The sequence below is a fragment of the Kitasatospora sp. NA04385 genome, from assembly GCF_013364235.1.
Taxonomy (GTDB): domain Bacteria; phylum Actinomycetota; class Actinomycetes; order Streptomycetales; family Streptomycetaceae; genus Kitasatospora.
On record NZ_CP054919.1, the window covers coordinates 5,857,930 to 5,877,708 of the forward strand.

The window sequence follows — 19,779 nt, forward strand, 5'->3', positions numbered from 1 at the left end:
GCCGCGAGCGAATCCGGCCCCCGCACGCTTGCCCGCCCCGGGGAGCCTCGGCGAGCATGCGGGCATGCCAGCACTGCAACGATCCGAGGCAACTGTCCGTGCCCGCCTGCTGGAGGTCGACGGCTACCGCGTCGGCCTCGACCTCACCGGCGGCCCGGACCGGTTCGTCAGCACCACCGAGATCCGGTTCCGGTGCGCCGAACCCGGCGCCGACAGCTTCGTCGACGTCGACCCCGCCGTCCTGCGGTGTGCCGTCCTGAACGGGAAACCGCTGGACACCGCCGCCCTCGACGGCAACCGGCTCGCGCTGCCCGGCCTGCGCGCGGAGAACGACCTGCTCGTCGAGGCCGAGATGCGCTACTCGCGCACCGGCGAGGGCCTGCACCGCTACACCGACCCGGCCGACGGCGCGGTGTACGTGTACGCCACCTGCGGGCCCGACCTGGCGGCCAAGGTGTTCGCCTGCTTCGACCAGCCCGACCTGAAGGCGCCGATCACGCTGACCGCCACCGCCCCCGCCGAGTGGACCCTGGTCGGCAACGGCGCCAAGGTCCGTGGCGAGGGCGGCAGTTGGGAGTTCGCCCCGACCAAGCCGATCTCCACCTACCTGTTCACCGTGGTCGGCGGCCCGCTGCACTCGGTGCACGGCGAGCACGACGGCATCCCGCTCGGCCTGCACGCCCGCCGCTCGCTGGCCGCCGAACTCGACCGCGAAGCAGGCGAGTTGTTCGAGGTGACGGCCGCCTCGCTGGACCGGCTGCACGAACTCTTCGACGAGCGCTACCCGTTCGGCGAGTACCACCAGGCGTTCGTCCCCGAGTTCAACTGGGGCGCGATGGAGAACCCCGGCTGCGTGGTCTTCCGCGACGAGATGCTGTTCCGCTCCCCGGCCACCGCCGCCGAACGGGAGCGCCGCGCGATGGTGGTCTGCCACGAGATGGCCCACATGTGGTTCGGCGACCTGGTCACCATGCGCTGGTGGGACGACCTGTGGCTGAACGAGTCGTTCGCCGAGATGCTCGGCTACCGGATCGCCGCCGAGGCCACCCGCTTCACCGGCACCTGGACCGGCTTCGCCGCCCAGCGCAAGGGCTGGGGCTACGACGCCGACCAGCGCGGCTCCACCCACCCCGTGGCCGGCAACGGCACCCGCTCGGTCGCCGAGGCGATGGTCAACTTCGACGGCATCTCCTACGCCAAGGGCGCCTCCGCGCTGCGCCAGCTCGTCGCCTGGCTCGGCGACGAGGCCTTCTTCGCCGGGCTGAACGCGTACTTCGCCGACCACCTCTACGGCAACGCCGAACTCCCGGACTTCCTGGCCGCGTTGACCGCCAGCAGCGGCCGCGACGTGCCCGGCTGGGCGGACGCCTGGCTGCGCACCAGCGGAGTCGACACGCTGCGCGCCGAGACCGAGCGCGCCGCCGACGGCACCCTGACCGCGCTGACCGTCGTCAACGAGGGCAGCCGCCCGCACCTGGTCGAGGTCGGCGGCTACCGGCACCGGGACGGCCGGCTCGTCCCGGCCGGCCGCGTCCCGGTCGAACTCGGCCCCGGCCGCCGGGTCGCCGTCCCCGCCCTGGTCGAGGCCGGTGCGACGCTCGTCGTCCCCAACGACGGCGACCTCACCTGGGCCAAGATCCGCCTCGACCCGGACTCCTGGCGGGCCGTGCGGGAGTCGCTGTCCACCATCGAGGACGACGTCACCCGCGCCGTCCTGTGGGAGCACGCCCGCGACCTCGTCCGGGACGCCGAACTCGACCCCGCGGCCTACCTCGACCTGATGGAGCGCCACCTGCCCGCGGAGACCTCCGACAGCATCGTCGAGCCGGTCCTCACCTTCGCCCGCACCCACGTGGTCGGCCGCTACCTGCCCGCCGACCGCCGGGCCGACGGGCTGGCCGCCGTCAGCCGCACCGCCCGCGCCCTGCTGGCGGACGGCCCCGGCGCCGACGGCGGGAGCGGCCGCGGCATCCGGCTGGCCGCGCTGCGCGCCGCGGTCGAGAGCAGCGGCGGCGAGGAGCAGCTCGCCGAACTGCGCCGCTGGCTGGCCGGCGAAGCCGTGCCCCACGGGCTGACCGTCGGACCGGAACTGCGCTGGGCCGGGCTGGCCCGGCTGGCTTCGCTCGGCGAGCTCGACGAGGCCCGGATCGCCGCCGAGGCGGCCCGCGAGCCGGGCAGCGAGGCCGAGTTCGGCGCCGCGCGGGCGCTGGCCGCGCGGCCCGGGGAGGAGGCCAAGGCCCGCGCCTGGGACGTCCTGTTCACGCCCGACGCCGCCTCCAACCGGATCCTGGAGGCCACCGCCCGCGGCTTCTGGGCCTCCGGCGCACCCGACCGGCAGGACGCGTACGCGCTGCGCTTCTTCGAGCGGATCGCCGGGGTCGCCGATCGCAGCGACACCGTCACCCGGCTGCTCGGCCAGACCCTCTACCCCGTCGCCCAGGCCACGCCCGAGGTGGTGGCGGCGGCGGAACGAGTCCTCGCGGACCCGGCGCTGACCCCGGCGCTGCGCCGGAACCTGGCCGACTCGACGGACGACCTGCGGCGGACGCGGGCGGTGCGCAGGGCCTTCGGCGGGGCGTGAGCGTTCAGGGGCCCGCCGTTCCCCGGGCCCCTGACGCCGCCTCCCGCCGCTCCCGGCGGCGTCCGCTCAGAAGGCGCCGCGGGCGGTGAGGGCGCGGGCGGTGGGGAGGGCGAAGGCGGAGGCGGTCCAGGTCTCGGGGGCGGCGGGGGCCGCGGTGGGGAGGGCGCCGGTGACGGTGAAGGCGTAGCTGCCGGGGCGCAGCGGGAGGTCGGCCGGGGTGGTGAAGCGGTAGACCAGGGTGTCGCGTTCCAGCGCGATGGTGACGACCGCGCCGGGGAGGTCGGTGGCGGGGGCGGTGCCCGGGAGCGCGGCGGGGCGGTTCAGCCGGAACTCGACCTGGAGGGCGGTCATCGCCTCGTCCAGGTCGAGCCGCAGGGTGTGCCGGGTGCCGGTCGGGCCGACCGGGTCGGTGCGGGCGGCGCCGTGCAGGGTGTGCGGGAGGGCAGCGGAGGCGCTCGGGGACGGCACGGGGGCCGAGGGGCCCGGGACCAGCGACACCGGCTGGGTGTGCGGCTCGGGGGCGGGCGGCGCGGCGGGCGAGGAGGCCGGGGCGGCACTCGGCGCGGCACCGGCCGGGGCGGCGCCGGTGGCCGGGCCCGGGACGGTGGGGGCGGCCGAGGTGACCTGGGCGGGGCGGACCGGGGGCGCGGCGGTGGTGGCCTCCGCCGGGCGGATGCCGCCGCCGGGCGTGCCGCCGCCGCTGCTCGGGGTCCGGCCCGGGGTCCTGGACGGGGCCGGGGTGGCGGTGGTGGTGCCGCCGGCCGTCGCCGGGGCGGCCTGCACGGTGGCGCCCGGGGCGGGAGGGGTGGCGCCCTCGGTGGGTGTGGCGTCGGGGCTGGGGACGGGCGGCCCGCCGACCGTCACGCCGACCCGGCGGCCGACCTGCTGCTGCTCGTTCAGCAGCCAGGTGGTGGCCAGGCTGATGCCGACCACCGTGGACATCGCCATCGCCGCGCCGGAGAAGCGGATGGTGGGCAGCCGCAGCCGCCCGCCGAAGGGCCCGGGCCGGCCGTGCCGTCCCGAACGGCCCGCGGTGACGGGCCTGGAGTGCTCGCGGAGCGCCACCGGGCTCCCCTTCCTGGTACAGGACCGCACGCGACGCCGCACCCCGTGCGCGGCCCGGACGGGCCCGGACGAACGGGGCGGGAGGGACGAGACTACCAGCGGTCTGACGGGCCGCCAGATCCCGGGTGAAACCCGACGGCCAAATCGAGTCCCTTGCCGCGCGGGTGAGTTGGCGCGGGGCGGCGGGCACCGGCGGTGGCCTGAACCGGCCGCCGCGATCGTCGTGCAACCCCCTGCAACCGTTGCGGGCGGCCGCGCACCGGAGCACGCTGGAGCGGTACCCAGCCGCCTCGGAGAGATCGTCATGCCGTGCGACCCGCCGTCAGCCCCTTCCGACCAGCCGATCGCCGCCACCCCCACGGGCGGCGACCGGAGGAGCACCACCGTGCCCCCCGCGGTGGTGGAGGAGGTGCTGGCGCTGCGGATCGCCCTGGACCAGGACCTGGTCGGTGAGGTGAGCACCCGGTTCCGGTACACGGCGGCCGCGCCGCACGAGGTGCGCCTGACCTTCCACCTGGGACGGTCCGACGAGGCGGACTGGGTCTTCTCCCGCGACCTGCTGCGGGACGGGCTGGAGTCGCTCAGCGGCCAGGGCGACATCAAGCTGTGGCCCGCGCACTGCCCCTGCCACGGCGCGACCCTGCACCTGGCGCTGGAGTCCCCGTACGGCAGCGCCCTGCTGGAGGCGTCCCGCCCGCAGGTGGAAGCCTGGCTGGAACGCACCTACGCCGTGGTGCCGGACGGCAGCGCCGCCGAACTGCTGCCCAGCGACGAGGAGTTGGCCGAACTGCTGGCCGACGGCTGAGCGCCGCCGCCCCGGCCGGGCAGCCGCAGCAGGCCGCGCACCAAGTCCGCCCGCAGCAGCCGCACGGCCGGCGAGTCCGAGCCGGGCAGCAGGTCGTACGGGTCGTCCGGCCCGAGCACGGCGGCCTCGGCGCAGGACGCCAGCCGGTACGGCCTGGCCTCCAGCAGGGCGCCCAGGTGCCTGCGCAGCCGGGAGAGTTCGGCGCGGACGGTGACGGTGCGGGCCGGGTCGGCGAACAGCGCCTCGGCGAGCTGCGCGGCGCTCAGGCCGTCCCGGTGCAGGGCCAGCAGCAGGAGCAGCTCGGCGTGCCGGGGGCTCGGCGAGTGCGACCAGGCGCCCGCGCTGCCGCGCACCCGCAGCTCGGGGCGGTCGGGGCGGCGCAGGTCCAGCTCCAGGGCGGCGGACTCGGCCTGTTCGGCGAGCTCGGCCGGACGCGGTGCGGCCGGGCGCACCAGCCAGCCGTCGGCCAGCGGCTCCACCGCGCACTCGCCCAGCGTCGGCACCCAGTGCACCCCGCCGGCGCCCCAGCTGTCCTGCGGCAGCGCGAGCCGGGGCGGGCCGGGCACGCCGGTCGCGGCCGCCGTCCAGCCCGCGCCGTCCACCACCAGCGCCGGGCCGCCGAAGCGGGCCAGCAGCGGCACCGCGACCGTCCGCAGCCGGTGCAGCGCCTCCAGGTGGCCGGCCCGCAGCTCGGTCTCGGCGAGCCGGGCGGCGGTCAGCGTGAGCTGCCGCAGGTACGGGTGGCTGTCGGTGGCCGGGCTGCTCAGGTTGACCACGCCCGCCAGCCGGCCGGTGCGCGGATCGCGGATCGGGACGGCCGCGCAGGTCCAGCCGTGGTGGCTGCGCAGGTAGTGCTCGACGGAGTGCACGGTGCTGGCGCGGGCGGTGCGGGCGGCCAGGCCGATGCCGTTGGTGCCGACCGCGTCCTCCGACCAGAGCGCGCCCGGCTCGAAGCCGAGCGCGTCGGCGTCCCGCTTCAGCCGGGCCTCGCCGTCCCGCCACAGCAGCCGGGCCTTCGGGTCGGACACCGCGAGCACCACCGGCGAGGTGTCGCCCGGCGGGAACAGCGTGGAGCGCAGCACCGGCAGCACCTGCTCCAGGCCGGTGGCCCGGCGGAGCTCCTCCAGCTCCCCGAGGGGCAGCCGGGGCGCCGACCGGGCGCGATCCGGGTCCAGCCCGAGGCGGCGCAGGCGCTCCCAGGAGTCCCCGATCTCCGGCCGCAGGGCGGTCGGCCCCGCGGGCTCCGCCAGTTCGGGCCGGACATACCGACCGGTCGGTCGGGAGAGGGGTGGGCCGCCGCCGATCCGCCGCATGCGGTCCCCTCCCTCTTCTCGGTCCGGCTGACAGCGTACGGGGGTTCGACGGGGACACGCCGGGACGGCGAAAAGAGTCGTCCGCGTTCCGGAACATGATGCAGACTGGTCGGTTTCCCGCCTGCGGAGGACCGGTATGCGGGGGCTCGGGGAACGGCGGGGCCGCGCGTGCGCCGCGCTCAGCGGGGGGAGTCGTCCTGGGCGGTTTCGACGGCCCGGTGGAAGTCGTGGCCGGCCTCGGCGGTGGCGCAGGTGGTGGCGGTGAGGCAGCCGGCCAGGGCGATGGCGGCCAGGGTGCGCAGGGCGCGGTGGGGCGGGCGGGGCGGGGCGGGGCGGCCAGCAGGGCGCGGACGCGGCGGGGACGGGCCCGGCGGTGGCGGCCAGCCGGGGGCGGGCCGCGGGCGGGGTGCGGGCGGTGGCGAGGGCGGCGCGGCCGATCGCGCGGGCGGTCAGGGCGCGGTCGCCGACCGCGGCGGCGGCGCACTCGTCGGCCCAGCGCTCCAGGTGGTAGCCGAGGGCCGGGCGCAGCGGCCGCAGCGCGGGGTGGCAGGCGGCGGCGTACTCCGCGGCGGCCAGCAGGAGGTGGTGGCGGCCGGTCAGGTGGGCGCGTTCGTGGGCGAGCAGGGCGGCGCGTTCGGGGCCGGTGAGGGCGGCGAGCATGCCGGTGGTGGCGACGATCCGGGGCGGGCGGCCGGGCAGGGCGTACGCGTCGGCCCGGTCGTCGGTGAGGACGGTGAGGACGGGGCGGCCGGCCCCGGGCGGCGGACCGGGGCGCGCCGGCCGGCCGGGGCGTCGCCGGTGGCGGTGCGGGCGCGGCGCAGGTCGGCGTACTGGTGGCGGGCGGTGCGGGCGGCCAGCAGGGCGGCGGCGAGCAGGGCGGTCGCGGCGAGGGCGGCGGCGGGCACCCACTCCGGGCCGGAGAGTTCGCCGGGGTGCCGGTGCGCGGGGGAGAGGTGGGCCAGTGCGGCGCCGTAGGGCAGGTGCAGCAGGCCGGTGACGGTGAGCAGGCCGAGCGAGGCCAGGGTGGCGGCCCCGAGGGCGACGGCGGTGGCGGCCAGGGTGAGGGCGGCGGCGCGCGGGGCGAGCTGTTCGGCGAGCCGGCGGGCGAGCGGGGCGGCCAGCAGCGGCAGCAGCAGCGGGGCCCAGACGGCGATCGTCACGGCTGCTCCCCGAGCAGGTCGCGCAGCAGGCGCTCGTCCTCGTCGGAGAGGTCGGAGACGAAGCGGGCCAGCACGGTGGAGCGGTCGCGGCCACGGTCGAGTTCGGTGCGCATCCGGCGGGCGGCCAGGCCGTCGGCGTCCTGGACGGTCGGGGTGTAGGCGAAGGCCCGGCCCGCCTTGGTGCGGGAGAGGGTGCCCTTCTCGTGCAGCCTGGCCAGGATGGTGGCGACCGTGGTGCGGGCCAGGTCGGCGGCGATGGCGTGCTGGACCTGCTGCGGGGTGAGCGGTCCGGCGGCGGCCCAGAGGGCGGCCAGGACCTGGGCCTCCAGCTCCCCCGCGGGCCGACGGGCGGGCGTGTCCGTCATGTCGCGCGAACCTCCGGAATTCGTCTACAGTCCTGTCGACGTCTACACGAATGTAGACGTTGGGGCGCGTCCCCGCCTGGACGCCCCCCAACGTAACGGGAGGTCCGCCAGCCTTGCCCCTGACCCCGTCCCCCGGAGCCGCGCGTGAACCGTTCACCTCGCCCGTTCTGGTACATGTTGTCCCCGTGACCCCGAACGTTCATCCCCCCGCCCACCTGCTCGCCTACGACGGCAGCGGCATCGACGGCGGCCTCTACACCCGGGTCACCGGGTGGGCCGACTCCGCGCCGCACTGGCTCGACCAGCTCGTCAAGGAGTGGTCCGCGTTCGGCCTCGCGCTGTTCGCGCTGCTGATGCTGTGGGCCTGGTGGCGGGCCCGGGCCGCGGACTCGGCGGTGATGGCCCGGGTGCTGGCCTCGCCGCTGGTCGTGGTCGTCGCCTACCTGGTCAACTCGGTGCTCAAGTCGCTGGTCGAGGAGGTCCGGCCGTGCCAGCAGATCCCGGCCACGGTGCCGCTGGAGACCTGCCCGCCGCCCGGTGACTGGTCCTTCCCCAGCAACCACACGGTGGCCGCGTTCGCCGCCGCCACCGCGCTCTGGTACGCCGACCGCCGGATCGGCGGGATCGCGCTGCTCGCCGCCGTGCTGATGGGCGCCTCCCGGGTCTGGGTCGGCGCGCACTACCCGCACGACGTGCTGGTCGCCGCGCTGGTCGGCGTCCTGGTGGCGATCCCGCTCGCGCTGCTCGCCGGACGGGCCGCGCCGCTGGTCGACCGGCTGCGCACCGGGCCGCTCGGCCCCGTGCTGGGGGCCGGAACGGCCTGAGCAGACAGGGCGGACCGGCCTCTTGTGCGGCCGCGCCGGGCGGGGGGAGCATGTGAGCCGGGCAGGGGTGACTCCCCGCCCGGCTCGCTTTTTCCTGCAGCTCTGCGGAGGGACGCGCCATGCCGTACCGACTCGACGTCATCCAGGGGAACTGGCCCGCGGACGAGCTCGGGAAGGGGGTGGAGGGCCTGCTCGCGGACAGCACGGTGCTCAGCCTGGCCACCGCCGGCCCCGAGCGCGGACCGCACGCCAACCTGGCCTTCTACGCCTTCGACTCCGACCTGGTGCTGTACTTCTTCAGCGAGCGCTCCACCCGGCACAGCCGGCACCTGGCCGAGGAGGCCAGAGCCGCCGCCACCGTCCACCTGCCGCCGCCCGCGTTCGGCGAGCAGCTGCGCGGCATCCAGCTCACCGGCAGCGCGGGCGAGGCCTGGGGCCGGCAGGCCGAGGCGGCGCTGGAGGCGTACCGCGGCCGCTACCCGGGGTTCGCCGCCGACCCCGAGCTGGCCGACCAGCTCCTGAACGGCCGGGGCGCGGCCGCGCTGTACCGCTTCCAGGTGGAGGAGCTAACCGCCGTGGACGAGCCGCGGTTCGGGCGGCGCGAGTACCTGCACGCGCGCGTGCTGCGCTGAGGGACGGCTCCGACGGGCGCCGGGGCGGCCAGGTTGTATGGACAACTCTTGCGGGCGGTTCATGTCCGCGACGAGATCCGGACGACTGGCGGCCACCTCGGCGCCCGAGCCTGTCCGCATGAGAGTCATCGTCGTAGGAGCGGGCGTGCTGGGCACCATGCACGCCTGGCAGGCCGTCGAACGCGGCCACGAGGTCGTCCACCTGGAACGCGAGAGCGAGGCCCGCGGCGCCTCCGTCCGCAACTTCGGCCTGGTCTGGGTCAGCGGCCGCGCCGCCGGCCCGGAACTCGACACCGCGCTGCGCGCCCGCGAACTGTGGGAGGAGATCGGCGCCCGCGTCCCCCGCCTGGGGTTCCGCCCCAACGGCTCGCTCACCCTGGCCCGCACCGCCGCCGAACTCGCCGTCGCCGAAGCCGCGTCGAAGCTCCCCGACGCCGACCGCCGCGGCTACCGGCTGCTCGGCGCGGACGAGGTCCGCGCCCTCAACCCCGCACTGCGCGGCGAGTTCCTGGCCGGCCTGCACTGCGCCCGGGACGCCGCCGTCGAACCCCGCACCGCCCAGCCCGCGCTGCGCGCCGCGCTGGAGGCCACCGGCCGCTACACCTTCCTGCCCGGGCGCGAGGTCCGCGACCTGGTCGGCGCGCGCGCCGTCCGCGACGACCACGGGCAGCTGCACGAGGGCGACCTCGTCCTGCTCTGCACCGGCGCCTGGCTCGGCGGGCTGGTCCGCGAACTCGCCCCCGACCTGCCGGTGCGCCGGGTCCGCCTCCAGATGATGCAGACCGACCCGCTCGGCGAGCCGCTCACCACCTCCGTCGCCGACGGCGACTCCTTCCGCTACTACCCCGCCTTCGCCGGCCCCGAGCTGGACGCCCTGCGCGCCGGGCAGCCGCAGCCGGACGTCGCCGCCGAGCACAAGATGCAGCTGCTCATGGTCCAGCGCCGGGACGGCGGACTCACCGTCGGCGACACCCACGAGTACGACCAGCCCTTCGGCTTCGACGTGGTCGAGGACCCGTACGACCACCTCGCCGCCGTCGCCGGGAGCCTGCTCGGCCGCCCGCTGCCCCCGATCCGCCGCCGCTGGGCCGGCGTCTACGCCCAGTGCACCGACCCCGCGCTGGTCGTCCACCGGCAGCGGCTCACCGACGGCGCCTGGCTGGTGACCGGGCCGGGCGGCCGGGGGATGACCTGCTCGCCCGCGATCGCCGCGGACACGGCGGACGCCGCGGGGCTCTGAGCCCGACCCGACGCTGCCCGGCGGCACGGACCTTCCGGCGGGCTCCGGCCGTCAGCGGCTCGGACCCGCCGTTCCCCGGGCCCCCGGAGGGGCCCACGGATCACCTGAGGATGGACATGACCACGCACGATGTGACCCTGGTGGTGCTCGACATGGCCGGCACCACCGTCGCCGACGACGGGCTGGTGGAGCTGGCCTTCGCCGCGGCCGCGCGCTCGCAGGGGGTGGAGACCGGGAGCCCCGAGCACGCCGCGATGCTGGCGCACGTGCGGGCCACCATGGGCGAGTCGAAGATCTCGGTCTTCCGGCACCTGTTCGGCGAGGAGGACCGGGCGCAGGGGGCCAACCTGGTCTTCGAGGCCGCCTACGAGGGGCTGGTCGACCAGGGGCGCTGCGAGGCGCTGCCCGGGGCGGCCGAGGCCATCGCCGAACTGCGCGGCCAGGGACGGAAGGTGGCGCTCACCACCGGGTTCTCGCGCACCACGCAGGACCGGATCCTGGACGCGCTCGGCTGGCGGGACGTCGCCGACCTGACGCTCTGCCCGGCCGACGCCGGGCGCGGCCGCCCCTACCCCGACCTGGCGCTGACCGCGCTGCTGCGCACCCGGACCGACTCGGTGCGGCAGGTCGCGGTGGCCGGGGACACCGGCTACGACATGCTCACCGGCGTCCGGGCCGGGGCCGCGGTGGTGGCCGGCGTGCTGACCGGCGCGCACGACGAGGCCCGGCTGCGCACGGACGGCGCCACCCACGTGCTGGCCTCGGTGGCCGAACTGCCCGCCCTGCTGGCCGCCCTGCCGGCCGCCCGCTGACGGGAGGTCACCTCCCCGGCCCGGCCGTCGCGGCCCCGGCGACGCCCCGGGGCCGCGCGGTACTGGTCCGTGCGGCTTTTGCGTGCTTATCTGATGGCATGTTGCGGTCGCTGCGTTCGCTCGGAGTGCTCACCCTCGGCCTGACGCTGCTCACCGGCTGCGGCTCCTCCGGGAACGGCGGCAGCGCCCCGTCCGGCACCGCCGGGACGACCACCGGCAGCGCGGAGCCCGGCAGCCCGTCCCCGTCGCCCTCGCCCTCGCCGACACCGACGCCCAGCCCCACGCCGACCCCCGCCCCGACGCCCGCGCCGACCAGCGCCGCGCCGACCACCGGCCCGAGCGACGCCGAGCTCGCCGGACGGCGGATCGTCTACTCGTACCCCGGCACCACCGTCCCCGACACGCTGCTGCAGCGGGTCCGCGAGGGCCGGGTCGCCGGGGTGATCTTCTTCGCCGAGAACGTCGGCACCGACGCCACCGCGCTGCGCACCGCCGTCACCCGGCTGCGCGAGGCCGAGCAGCAGAGCCCCAGCCCGCGCCCGCTGCTGCTGATGACCGACCAGGAGGGCGGACTCGTCCGGCGGGTGCCCGGCGGGCCCGAGCAGTCCGCCAAGGACGTCGGCCGCTCCGCCGACCCGGGCGCCGCCGCCACCCGCACCGGCGGCGAGGCCGCCGCCGCGCTCGGCCAGTACGGCCTCAACCTCAACCTCGCGCCGGTCCTGGACGTCTACCGCACCCCCGGCGACTTCGCCGACTCCGCGCAGCGCTCCTACAGCACCGACCCCGCCGTGGTCGGCCGGCTCGGCTCCGCCTTCCTCAAGGCCCAGCAGGGCGCCGGGGTCGCCGCCACCGCCAAGCACTTCCCCGGCCTCGGCAGCGCGCCCACCGGCGCCAACACCGACGAGGAGCCCGTCACCCTGGACGTCTCGCTGAACCAGCTGCGCAGCGTGGACGAACGCCCCTACCGGGACGCGATCGCCGCCGGCGTCAAGCTGGTGATGTTCTCCTGGGCGGTCTACCCCGCGCTCGACCCCGGCACCCCCGCCGGGACGTCCGGCACGATCGTCCGCGACGAGCTGCGCGGCCGCCTGCACTACGAGGGCGTCACCATCACCGACGCGATCGAGGCCAAGGCCCTCGACCCGCTCGGCGGCACCCCCGCGCGCGCCCTGGCCGTCGCCCACGCGGGCGTCGACCTGCTGCTCTGCTCCGGCCGGGACGTCGCCCAGGGCGACGCGGCGGCCGGAGCGCTGGCCTCGGCGCTGGCCTCGGGACAGCTCGACCGGAAGGACTTCACCGCCTCCGCCCAGCGGGTCGACGCGCTGCGCGGCACGCTCAAGTAGCGGGCGGCCGTCAGAGCACCAGCGCCAGCAGCACCGCCGCCACGGCGACGAGCACCAGGGTGAGGCGGAACGCGGCCACGTGCGCGGGCCGTTGGGGGTGGAGGTCGGCCTCGGCGTGGTGCCGCCGGGCGGGCCGACGGCCGACCGGCGCGACCGGCGCGGGGCCGGCGGGCCGACGGTCGCGGGCGCCGGGGCCGCGGCGTCCTCCCGGTGCTCCGGCCAGTCGGGGTCGGTGCCGGTGGCCGCCGGTACAGGGCGGCCAGGCGGCGGCGGGCGGTCGGGGTCGGCGGCGGGCGGCGCGCCGGGTCGGGCCAGCGCAGCACGGCCAGGCGGCGGGCCGGGTCGCGGAAGCGCCGTTCGAAGGCGGCCAGTTCGAGGCCGGACAGCTCCTCGTCCAGGTAGTTCCAGCGCCCGCACTCGTCCAGCTGCCCGGTCCGCCGGTACGCGTCGGCGAGGCGGCGGCGGGCCACCAGGTCGGTCGGGTCGTTCGACAGCAGGCCGTGCAGCCGGCGCAGGGCCAGCGGCTCGCGGCCCTCCCGCAGGTCGGCCGCAGCTCTGACCAGGGTGGATTCGACGCTCACGGCCCCGGATTCTGCTGGTCCGCCCCGGCTGCGGTCAACCGGATTCGGGCAGGTCAGTGGGTGGAGCGGAGGTTGAGCAGCACCACGCCGGCGATCACCAGGGCGAGGCCGCACCACTGGAGGCGGCCCAGCGCCTCGCCGAAGAAGCACGCGCCGATCGTCGCGACGGCGGCGGTGCCCGCGCCCGACCAGAGCGCGTACGCGACCGAGACGGGTATGTGCTTGAGGGCCCGGCCGAGCAGGGCGAAGGAGAGCGCGTAGCCGACCGCGACGGCCAGGCTGGGCCACGGCCGGGAGAAGCCGTCGGTGAGCTTGAGCAGGCTGGTCGCGCAGACCTCGCTGGTGATCGCCAGGGCGAGCAGCAGGTACGGCATCAGCGGGCGGGGGAGAGCGCGGCGAGGAAGGGGAGGTCGGCGTCGGCCAGGCTGTCCAGCACGGTGGTGCCCTGCGCGGCGGGGATCGGGACGGCGGACGGCACCGCCAGCACCGGGCAGCCCGCGGCGCGGGCGGAGGCCACGCCGGTCGGGGTGTCCTCGACGGCGACGCAGACGGCCGGGGCCAGGCCCAGCCGGGCGGCGGCGGCCAGGTACGGGTCGGGGGCGGGCTTGGTGCGGGGGGTGTCCTCGGCGGCGAGGGTGGTGCTGAACCAGTGCGGGCCGATGGCGCGCAGCACCAGGTCGACCACCCGGCGCGGGGACGCCGAGACCAGGGCGGTCGGGACGTCCGCGTCGCGCAGCGCGGCCAGCAGCGCGAGGGCGCCGGGGCGGGGGACGATCTGCGAGGCGACCTTCGCGGCGAAGGTCTCGTTCAGGTGCTCCACCAGGTCGGCCTCCGGGCGCGCGGTGCGGCTGCTGCGGTGCAGGTGGGCGGCGGTGTGCTCGACGGCCCGGCCGAGGACGTCCGGGAGGTCGGCGTCGGTGAGCGTCAGGTCCAGCTCGGCGGCGAGTTCGGCCGCGGCCTGCCACCACAGGTGCTCGGTGTCGACCAGGGTGCCGTCCATGTCGAACAGGACGGCGGCGGGGCGGGGGGCTGCGGGCATGGCGGTACCTCTTACGTGGGGTCAGGGGCTCGGGGAACGACGAGTCCGTGCTGCTGCGGGTAGTAGACAGAACCGGAAGCCCGCGCGCGCAACGGCAGTGCGCCGTCAGCAGCATCGACCCGCCGTTCCCCGGGCCCCTGTCGGGGCCACTGCGCGGCGTTCAGGCCCGGTCGACCAGGACCGGGCGGTCGGGGAGGGTGAGGGCGGCGCGGGAGCCGAGGGGGAGGGCGGCGGCCGCCTCGGTGGGGAGGTCGGACTTGATCTCGGTGCCGTCGGGGAGGCGGACGGTGAGGCGGGTGACGGCGCCGAGGAAGGCGGCGGCGACGACCAGCGCGGGGCCGTCCTCGGCGGGCGCGAGCGCGACGTGCTCGGGGCGGACCAGGACGTGCAGTTCGCCGTCGGCGGGGAGGGCGCCGTCCACGGGGTGGCGGCGGCCGAGCACCTCGACCCCGCCGTCGGCGGTGCGCGAGCACGGGACGCGGCTCATCGTGCCGACGAACTCGGCGACGAACGCGGTGGCCGGCCGGGAGTACAACTCCGAAGGGGTGGCGCACTGTTCGAGGCGCCCGGCGCGCAGGACGGCGACCCGGTCGGCCATCGAGAGGGCCTCCTCCTGGTCGTGCGTGACGAACAGGGTGGTGATGCCGAGCTCCTGCTGGAGGCGGCGGATCTCCTCGCGCAGTGACAGGCGGACCTTGGCGTCCAGGGCGGAGAGCGGCTCGTCGAGCAGCAGCACGCGCGGCTGCAGGGCGAGCGCGCGGGCGAGCGCGATGCGCTGCTGCTGGCCGCCGGACATCTGGTGCGGGTAGTGCGCGGCGCGCTGCGGGAGGCCGACGAGTTCCAGCAACTCCTGGGCGCGGCGCAGCCGTTCGGCCTTGCCGACGCCGCGCATCCGCAGCCCGAAGGCGACGTTGTCGGCGGCGGTCAGGTGCGGGAAGAGGCTGTAGGACTGGAACACCATGCCGGCGTCGCGCCGGTGGGCCGGGATGCGGGTGATGTCCTCGCCGTCGACCAGCACCTCGCCGGAGTCGTGGGTCTCGAAGCCGGCCAGGACGCGCAGCGCGGTGGTCTTGCCGCAGCCGGACGGGCCGAGCAGGGCGAGCAGTTCGCCGGGGCGGACGGTCAGGTCGAGGCCGTCCAGGGCGGTGGTGGTGCCGAACGTCCGCCGCAGCGAACGGAATTCGACGGTGGCGCTGCCGGTGGCGGCGTCCTGGGCGAGGGGGGCGGTGGCGGTGCTCATGGGTGGCGGTCTCCGGAACGTCTCAGGAGGTGGCGGCGGTCTGGTGGCGGCGCTCGCGGCCGGCGGCGGCCAGCAGGAGCAGCAGCACCCAGGTGATCAGCAGGCTGAGCACGGACACCGCGACGGACATCTGGCCCCGGCTGTTGCCGACCGAGTAGATCCACACCGCGAAGGGCTGGTAGCCGAGGATCGAGGCGGTGGTGAACTCGCCCAGGACCAGGGCCAGGGTGAGGAAGGCGGCGTTCAGCAGCGCGCCGCGCAGGTTCGGCACGATCACCGAGAGGACGGCCCGCGGCCAGCCCGCGCCGCAGTTGCGGGCGGCCTCGACCAGGGTGCGCACGTCCACGGCGCGCAGCCCGGAGTCCAGGGCGCGGTAGGCGAGCGGCAGGGCCATCAGGACGTACGCGACGACCAGGACGAGCGGGAACTCGGGCTGCTGGACGAAGACGAAGGTCTGGAAGAACGGGGTGTCCATCAGGTAGTCCGGGCCCCAGCGCAGCACGCCGATCAGGCCGGCGGTCAGCGCGACCGGCGGCACCACCAGCGGCAGGGTGCAGACCACTTCGAGCACCGGGCGCAGCTTCGGCGCGCCGATCCGGACCGCGATCATCGCGGGCACCAGCAGGAGCAGCAGCACCACGACGGTGACGGCGGCCAGTTCCAGGGTGAGGACCAGGCTGTCGGTGAAGCCGGGGGCGGAGAGCAGCCCGGTGTAGGCGTCGAAGGAGATGCCGTCGGTGTCGTCGATCGAGAACCAGACCGAGGCGGCCATCGGGACCAGGAAGTACAGGCCGGCCGGCAGCAGGACCGCCCACCGCCAGGGCCGGGGGCGGGGGTTCAGCTGAGCCATCGGGCACTCCGGCGCTGGAGGGGCAGGTAGACGGCCATCACCAGGACGGCGACGACGATCATGTCGAGGCTGAGCGCCAGCGCCAGGTTGCCCTGGCCGACCAGCACGTTGCCGGAGAGCGCGTCGGCGATCTGGCGGCTGATCAGCGGGACGGTCGCGCCGACCATGGCGGCGGCGGTGGCGTACGCGGCGAACGCCGAGCCGAACAGCAGCACGAAGCCGCCGAGCAGCGAGGGGAACAGGATCGGCAGCGCGACGTGCCGCCAGTACTGCAGCGTGGTGGCCCGGTTGTTGCGGGCGGCCTCGCGCCACTGCAGGCGCAGGCCCTCCAGCGCGGGGGTGATGGTGAGCACCATCAGCGGCACCAGGAAGTACAGGTAGGTGACGGCCAGGCCGGTGAAGCTGTACAGCGACCAGCCGTGGTCGGTCAGGTGGAACATCTTCGTCACCTCGCCCGCGTTGCCGAGGGTGGCGACGAAGGCGAACGCCAGCGGCAGGCCGCCGAAGTTGGCGAGCACGCCGGAGGCGGTCAGCACCGCCTCGCGCAGCAGCCGGAACCGGGAGGTCAGCACGGCCTGGGCGATCGGGACGCCGAGCACAGTGCCGATCAGCGCGGTCAGCGCGGACAGCTTCACGCTGGAGACCAGCGCCGTCCAGTACGCGCCCTGCACCGAGTCGGTCAGGTTGGCGGTGGTGAAGGAGCCGGCGCCGCTCTCCGCGTCGCTGGAGACGGTGAACGCCCCGGTGACGATGGCGACGGCGGGCAGGCCGAAGCCGACCAGGAAGAAGGCCAGCAGCGGCACGGCGGCCAGCCAGGCGCGGCCGCGCGGGCGGCGCCGGGCGGGGCGGGCGGTGGGGGAGGCGGGGGCGGCGCCGACGGCGCCCGGGCCGCCGCTGGGGTCAGCGGCGGCCGGGGCCGGCACCGGGGTGGGGGCCGTGGTCATGTCGGTGATCAGCCCGCGATGGCCTTGGCCCAGTTGTCCGTCAGGACCTTCTTGGCCGCGTCGACCTGCTCCGAGCTGGGGAAGTCGGTGAACGGCTTCTCGACGGCGGGCAGCTTGGCCGCGGCGGTGGCGTCCAGGGTGCCGTCCGTCTTCATCGCGTCGAACAGCGCCGGGGTGGCGTAACCGCCGAGGAAGCCGTTCTGGCCCTCGGCCGAGTACAGGTACTCCATCCACAGGCGGGCGGCCGCCGGGTGCGGGGCGTCCTTGTTGATGGCCTGGTTGTAGTACTGGGCGTAGGAGCCGTCGGAGGGGACGGCGACCTGCCAGTCGATGCCCTTGCCCTTGAACTCGTCGGTGTAGCCCGCGTTCAGGTACGACCAGTCGATCGAGATCGGGGTCTCGCCCTTCTCGATGGTGGCCGGGGTGGACTCGACCGGGTTGAAGTTGCCGGACTGCTTCAGCTTGGCGAAGAAGTCGATGCCGGGCTGGATGTCGTCCAGCGAGCCGCCGTTGGCCAGCGCGGCCGCGTACACGCCGCCGAACGCCGAACCGGACTTGGTCGGGTTGCCGTTCAGCGCGACCTGGCCCTTGTACTCGGGCTTGAGCAGGTCGGCGAAGGTCTTCGGGCAGACGGCGACCTTCTTGGCGTCGCAGCCGATCGAGACGTAGCCGCCGTAGTCGTTGACCCGCAGGCCGCCCGCGTCCTTCATGGACGCGGGGATCTTGTCGAAGGAGGCCACCTTGTACGGGGCGAGCAGGCCCTCCTTGGCGGCGGAGAGCGCGAACGCCGAACCCAGGTCGAGGGTGTCGGGGGCGCGGTCCTGGCCCTTGCGGGACTTGACCGCGTTGATCTCGTCCTGGCTGGAGCCGTCCGGGTTCTCGTCCTCGATCTCGATGCCGTACTTCGCCTTGAAGTCGTCCATCAGCTTGCCGTAGTTGGCCCAGTCGCGCGGGAGGGTGATGACGTGCAGCTTGCCCTCCTTCTTCGCGGCGGCCACCAGGCCGTCCAGGCCGCCGAAGTCGGCCAGCGAGGTCGCGGTCTTCGCGTTCACCGTGCCGCCGCCGGCCTTGGCGGCCTCACCGGACGAGGCGGACGAGCCGGCGGAGCCGCAGGCGGAGAGGGAGAGCGCGGCAGCGGTCAGCACGGCCGCGAGGGCGGCGGCGCGGTGGCGGTGCACGGTCACGGGAGGGTCTCCTGGAGGAAGTGGAACGGCAGAGATCACAGGCGTGTTCGGGGTGCGGCGCGGCCGGTTGTCCGGCCAAGTTGGCCAGCCAACTTCCGGCACCAGGAGCAAGTACGCCCGAGAGCGGTGACGGGAAGGTGAACGGACGGCCCAAGGCGGGGGTCGGCTGCGGGAACGGTCGCGCCCGGGTCCGGAGCCCCCGTCGGCAGCGGCTACAGTCGGCGGTGTACGCGCGGTCACGCGCAGCACACAGCCCAATCTCCTGACCAGCCAAGGGAACTCGACGCACGTGGCACTCGACCAGGACCGCGCCGCCGGCTCGCTCTACCGCAAGGTGGCCGCCGACCTGCGCGAAGCCATCACCTCCGGCTCGTTCGGCGAGGCCGGGCGGCTGCCGGCGGAGGGCGCCCTCGCCGAGCAGTACGGCGTCTCCCGCGGCACCGTCCGCCAGGCGCTCGCCATGCTGCGCGCCGACGGACTGGTCACCTCCCGCCGCGGCACCCGCCGGGTCGTCCTCGGCAGCGCCCGCGTCCAGTCCTTCTCCGAGCTGCTCTCCTTCACCCACTGGGCCCGCTCGATGGGCGAGGAGCCCGGCGGCCGGCTCGAATCGCTGATCCGCCGCCCCGCCGACGCCGCCGAACGCGAGCAGCTGCGCCTGGAACCCGGCACCGAGGTCTACGTGACGCTGCGGCTGCGCACCCTCTCCGGCACCCCCGTGATGGTCGAGCGCACCGTCTACCCGCCCCGGGTCGGCGAGTTGGTCGCCCAGCTGCCGCCCGACGTGGTCTCGCACACCGAACCCCTGCGCGAGCACGGCATCCTGTTCACCGACGCCGACCACACCATCGACGTGGTCGCCGCCAACGCCGACGACGCCCGCCTGCTCTCCTGCCGCCGCGGCAGCCCCCTGCTGCGCGAGAAGCGCCGCACCACCGACCCCACCGGCACCCCCGTCGAGTGGTCCCAGGACCGCTACCTGCCCGGCACCGTCGCCTTCTCCATCCACAACTCGCTGGCCTCCTCGGCCCTCTCCCGGCACGCCCGCGACGAGGACTGACGGCTGTCACGGGAGGGGGCCGGTGCCGCCGGGGCCGTCCGGCGGCGACAATCGCCGGATGAGTGACATCACGCGGATCGACCCGGCGGAACTCCACCCCACCTCCGGCTACGCGCACATCACCGTGGTGGAGGCCGGGCGCACCGCCCACCTGGCCGGGCAGTGCCCGCTGGACGCGGAGGAGAAGCTGGTCGGCGCGGGAGACCTCGACGCCCAGATCGACCAGGTGGTGGCCAACGCGATGACGGCGCTGGCCGCGATCGGCGCCGGGCCCGAGCGGGTGGTGCGGTCGGTGATCTACGTGGTCGACGACCGCAGCGCGGTGCTCTCCGCCGCCTGGGACCGGCTGACCGCCTCCCCGCTCGGCCCGGCCTTCCGCACCGCCTCCACCCTGATCGGCGTCGCCGCCCTCGGCTACACCGGCCAACTGGTCGAGATCGACCTGACGGCGGCGCTGCCGGGCTGACTCCGCGTCAGCACCACGTCCGTCCAGCGCTGCAGTTGGGCGAGCAGGGGGCAGAGCCGACGGATGCCGCCCGGCACGGCGGACAGCAGCAGGACGGCGGGCAAGCAGGCCGCCGTCACCATGACGACCGGCAGCAGGGCCAGCGCGACGATGGCCGGGCGCTGGCAGACCGCCAGGGCCCGGATCACTCCGGTGAACATCAATGTGCCTTTCACTGCGGCGGGTTGAGGGTTTCTCCTACCCTTCATGACAGGCCGTTGGTTGCACCAGGCGCAACG

Annotated in this window: 20 protein-coding genes and 1 pseudogene; 9 read left to right on the forward strand and 12 right to left on the reverse strand. The window is 75.8% G+C overall.

Annotation, left to right across the window (positions count from 1 at the left end; translation table 11 throughout):
• The first annotated feature begins 64 nt into the window (after positions 1–64).
• Positions 65–2,581 (forward strand): aminopeptidase N, encoded by a 2,517-nt coding sequence (gene pepN, locus HUT16_RS26025; RefSeq protein ID WP_176190479.1) that lies wholly within the window; start codon positions 65–67, stop codon positions 2,579–2,581.
• Between the two features lie 66 nt (positions 2,582–2,647).
• On the opposite strand, the gene HUT16_RS26030 is transcribed toward pepN, so the two are convergent.
• Positions 2,648–3,646 (reverse strand): hypothetical protein, encoded by a 999-nt coding sequence (locus HUT16_RS26030; RefSeq protein WP_176190480.1) that lies wholly within the window; start codon positions 3,644–3,646, stop codon positions 2,648–2,650.
• 385 nt (positions 3,647–4,031) lie between these two features.
• Here HUT16_RS26030 and HUT16_RS26035 point away from each other — a divergent pair, with 385 nt between their 5' ends.
• A complete protein-coding gene (locus tag HUT16_RS26035; RefSeq protein WP_176190481.1) occupies positions 4,032–4,451 on the forward strand; it encodes an SsgA family sporulation/cell division regulator in 420 nt (139 codons plus the stop codon).
• Here the strand turns inward: HUT16_RS26035 and HUT16_RS26040 are convergent.
• The 3 genes from HUT16_RS26040 to HUT16_RS26050 are packed head-to-tail and all read right to left on the reverse strand — an operon-like array spanning position 4,370 to position 7,289.
• On the reverse strand, positions 4,370–6,463 hold the full coding sequence (locus tag HUT16_RS26040) for a GAF domain-containing protein (protein ID WP_303392145.1): 2,094 nt from the start codon (positions 6,461–6,463) through the stop codon (positions 4,370–4,372). The genes HUT16_RS26035 and HUT16_RS26040 overlap by 82 nt on opposite strands.
• Entirely contained in the window at positions 6,361–6,924 is a 564-nt protein-coding gene (locus HUT16_RS39345; RefSeq protein ID WP_303392102.1) for a hypothetical protein, read from the reverse strand. The genes HUT16_RS26040 and HUT16_RS39345 overlap by 103 nt, the downstream gene beginning before the upstream one ends.
• Positions 6,921–7,289 carry a BlaI/MecI/CopY family transcriptional regulator gene (locus tag HUT16_RS26050; RefSeq protein ID WP_176190483.1) on the reverse strand — a complete coding sequence of 123 codons (369 nt, stop codon included), beginning with the start codon at positions 7,287–7,289 and terminating at the stop codon, positions 6,921–6,923. The genes HUT16_RS39345 and HUT16_RS26050 overlap by 4 nt, the downstream gene beginning before the upstream one ends.
• Positions 7,290–7,474: 185 nt before the next feature.
• Between HUT16_RS26050 and HUT16_RS26055 the strand changes: the two genes are divergently transcribed.
• The 5 genes from HUT16_RS26055 (at position 7,475) to HUT16_RS26075 (ending at position 12,140) form a co-directional block, all read left to right on the forward strand.
• A complete protein-coding gene (locus HUT16_RS26055; RefSeq protein WP_176190484.1) occupies positions 7,475–8,113 on the forward strand; it encodes a phosphatase PAP2 family protein in 639 nt (212 codons plus the stop codon).
• 119 nt (positions 8,114–8,232) lie between these two features.
• Positions 8,233–8,745 (forward strand): pyridoxamine 5'-phosphate oxidase family protein, encoded by a 513-nt coding sequence (locus HUT16_RS26060; protein ID WP_176190485.1) that lies wholly within the window; start codon positions 8,233–8,235, stop codon positions 8,743–8,745.
• 118 nt (positions 8,746–8,863) lie between these two features.
• Positions 8,864–9,985, forward strand: a complete 1,122-nt coding sequence (locus tag HUT16_RS26065) for a TIGR03364 family FAD-dependent oxidoreductase (RefSeq protein WP_176190486.1) — start codon at positions 8,864–8,866, stop codon at positions 9,983–9,985.
• Between the two features lie 110 nt (positions 9,986–10,095).
• Positions 10,096–10,797, forward strand: coding sequence for a phosphonatase-like hydrolase (locus HUT16_RS26070; RefSeq protein ID WP_176190487.1), 702 nt, complete (start codon positions 10,096–10,098; stop codon positions 10,795–10,797).
• Between the two features lie 98 nt (positions 10,798–10,895).
• The gene (locus HUT16_RS26075) at positions 10,896–12,140 is read left to right on the forward strand and encodes a glycoside hydrolase family 3 protein (RefSeq protein WP_176190488.1); all 1,245 of its coding nucleotides are present in this window, start codon (positions 10,896–10,898) and stop codon (positions 12,138–12,140) included.
• Between the two features lie 266 nt (positions 12,141–12,406).
• Here the strand turns inward: HUT16_RS26075 and HUT16_RS39855 are convergent.
• The 7 genes and pseudogenes from HUT16_RS39855 to HUT16_RS26105 all read right to left on the reverse strand — a co-directional run.
• Positions 12,407–12,871 (reverse strand): annotated as a pseudogene (locus tag HUT16_RS39855) (DUF6584 family protein); the annotation flags it as partial.
• Positions 12,775–13,095, reverse strand: a complete 321-nt coding sequence (locus tag HUT16_RS26080; RefSeq protein ID WP_303392103.1) for a multidrug efflux SMR transporter — start codon at positions 13,093–13,095, stop codon at positions 12,775–12,777. The gene HUT16_RS26080 and the pseudogene HUT16_RS39855, both read right to left, overlap by 97 nt.
• The gene (locus HUT16_RS26085) at positions 13,095–13,760 is read right to left on the reverse strand and encodes an HAD family phosphatase (RefSeq protein WP_176190489.1); all 666 of its coding nucleotides are present in this window, start codon (positions 13,758–13,760) and stop codon (positions 13,095–13,097) included. Before HUT16_RS26085 ends, HUT16_RS26080 begins: the two co-directional genes overlap by 1 nt.
• Positions 13,761–13,920: 160 nt before the next feature.
• Positions 13,921–15,000 (reverse strand): ABC transporter ATP-binding protein, encoded by a 1,080-nt coding sequence (locus HUT16_RS26090; protein WP_176190490.1) that lies wholly within the window; start codon positions 14,998–15,000, stop codon positions 13,921–13,923.
• Between the two features lie 22 nt (positions 15,001–15,022).
• Positions 15,023–15,850, reverse strand: coding sequence for an ABC transporter permease (locus tag HUT16_RS26095; RefSeq protein ID WP_176190491.1), 828 nt, complete (start codon positions 15,848–15,850; stop codon positions 15,023–15,025).
• Entirely contained in the window at positions 15,838–16,794 is a 957-nt protein-coding gene (locus HUT16_RS26100) for an ABC transporter permease subunit (protein WP_176190492.1), read from the reverse strand. The genes HUT16_RS26095 and HUT16_RS26100 overlap by 13 nt, the downstream gene beginning before the upstream one ends.
• Positions 16,795–16,802: 8 nt before the next feature.
• Positions 16,803–17,978 carry an ABC transporter substrate-binding protein gene (locus tag HUT16_RS26105; protein WP_176190493.1) on the reverse strand — a complete coding sequence of 392 codons (1,176 nt, stop codon included), beginning with the start codon at positions 17,976–17,978 and terminating at the stop codon, positions 16,803–16,805.
• A 289-nt stretch (positions 17,979–18,267) separates the two neighbouring features.
• Between HUT16_RS26105 and HUT16_RS26110 the strand changes: the two genes are divergently transcribed.
• Positions 18,268–19,035, forward strand: coding sequence for a GntR family transcriptional regulator (locus tag HUT16_RS26110; RefSeq protein WP_176190494.1), 768 nt, complete (start codon positions 18,268–18,270; stop codon positions 19,033–19,035).
• A 58-nt stretch (positions 19,036–19,093) separates the two neighbouring features.
• Entirely contained in the window at positions 19,094–19,501 is a 408-nt protein-coding gene (locus tag HUT16_RS26115; protein ID WP_176190495.1) for a RidA family protein, read from the forward strand.
• On the opposite strand, the gene HUT16_RS26120 is transcribed toward HUT16_RS26115, so the two are convergent.
• Positions 19,450–19,701 (reverse strand): hypothetical protein, encoded by a 252-nt coding sequence (locus tag HUT16_RS26120; protein ID WP_176190496.1) that lies wholly within the window; start codon positions 19,699–19,701, stop codon positions 19,450–19,452. The genes HUT16_RS26115 and HUT16_RS26120 overlap by 52 nt on opposite strands.
• Between the last annotated feature and the right edge of the window lie 78 nt (positions 19,702–19,779).

Excerpts from the sequence above, each read along its gene's own strand:
- HUT16_RS26100 (WP_176190492.1), bottom strand. The coding sequence starts at position 16,794 with ATGACCACGGCCCCCACCCCGGTGCCGGCCCCGGCCGCCGCTGACCCC.
- pepN (WP_176190479.1), top strand. The coding sequence starts at position 65 with ATGCCAGCACTGCAACGATCCGAGGCAACTGTCCGTGCCCGCCTGCTG.
- HUT16_RS26080 (WP_303392103.1), bottom strand. The coding sequence starts at position 13,095 with ATGCCGTACCTGCTGCTCGCCCTGGCGATCACCAGCGAGGTCTGCGCG.
- HUT16_RS26090 (WP_176190490.1), bottom strand. The coding sequence starts at position 15,000 with ATGAGCACCGCCACCGCCCCCCTCGCCCAGGACGCCGCCACCGGCAGC.
- HUT16_RS26065 (WP_176190486.1), top strand. The coding sequence starts at position 8,864 with ATGAGAGTCATCGTCGTAGGAGCGGGCGTGCTGGGCACCATGCACGCC.
- HUT16_RS26050 (WP_176190483.1), bottom strand. The coding sequence starts at position 7,289 with ATGACGGACACGCCCGCCCGTCGGCCCGCGGGGGAGCTGGAGGCCCAG.
- HUT16_RS26095 (WP_176190491.1), bottom strand. The coding sequence starts at position 15,850 with ATGGCTCAGCTGAACCCCCGCCCCCGGCCCTGGCGGTGGGCGGTCCTG.
- HUT16_RS26075 (WP_176190488.1), top strand. The coding sequence starts at position 10,896 with ATGTTGCGGTCGCTGCGTTCGCTCGGAGTGCTCACCCTCGGCCTGACG.
- HUT16_RS26085 (WP_176190489.1), bottom strand. The coding sequence starts at position 13,760 with ATGCCCGCAGCCCCCCGCCCCGCCGCCGTCCTGTTCGACATGGACGGC.
- HUT16_RS26060 (WP_176190485.1), top strand. The coding sequence starts at position 8,233 with ATGCCGTACCGACTCGACGTCATCCAGGGGAACTGGCCCGCGGACGAG.
- HUT16_RS26120 (WP_176190496.1), bottom strand. The coding sequence starts at position 19,701 with ATGTTCACCGGAGTGATCCGGGCCCTGGCGGTCTGCCAGCGCCCGGCC.
- HUT16_RS26070 (WP_176190487.1), top strand. The coding sequence starts at position 10,096 with ATGGACATGACCACGCACGATGTGACCCTGGTGGTGCTCGACATGGCC.
- HUT16_RS26115 (WP_176190495.1), top strand. The coding sequence starts at position 19,094 with ATGAGTGACATCACGCGGATCGACCCGGCGGAACTCCACCCCACCTCC.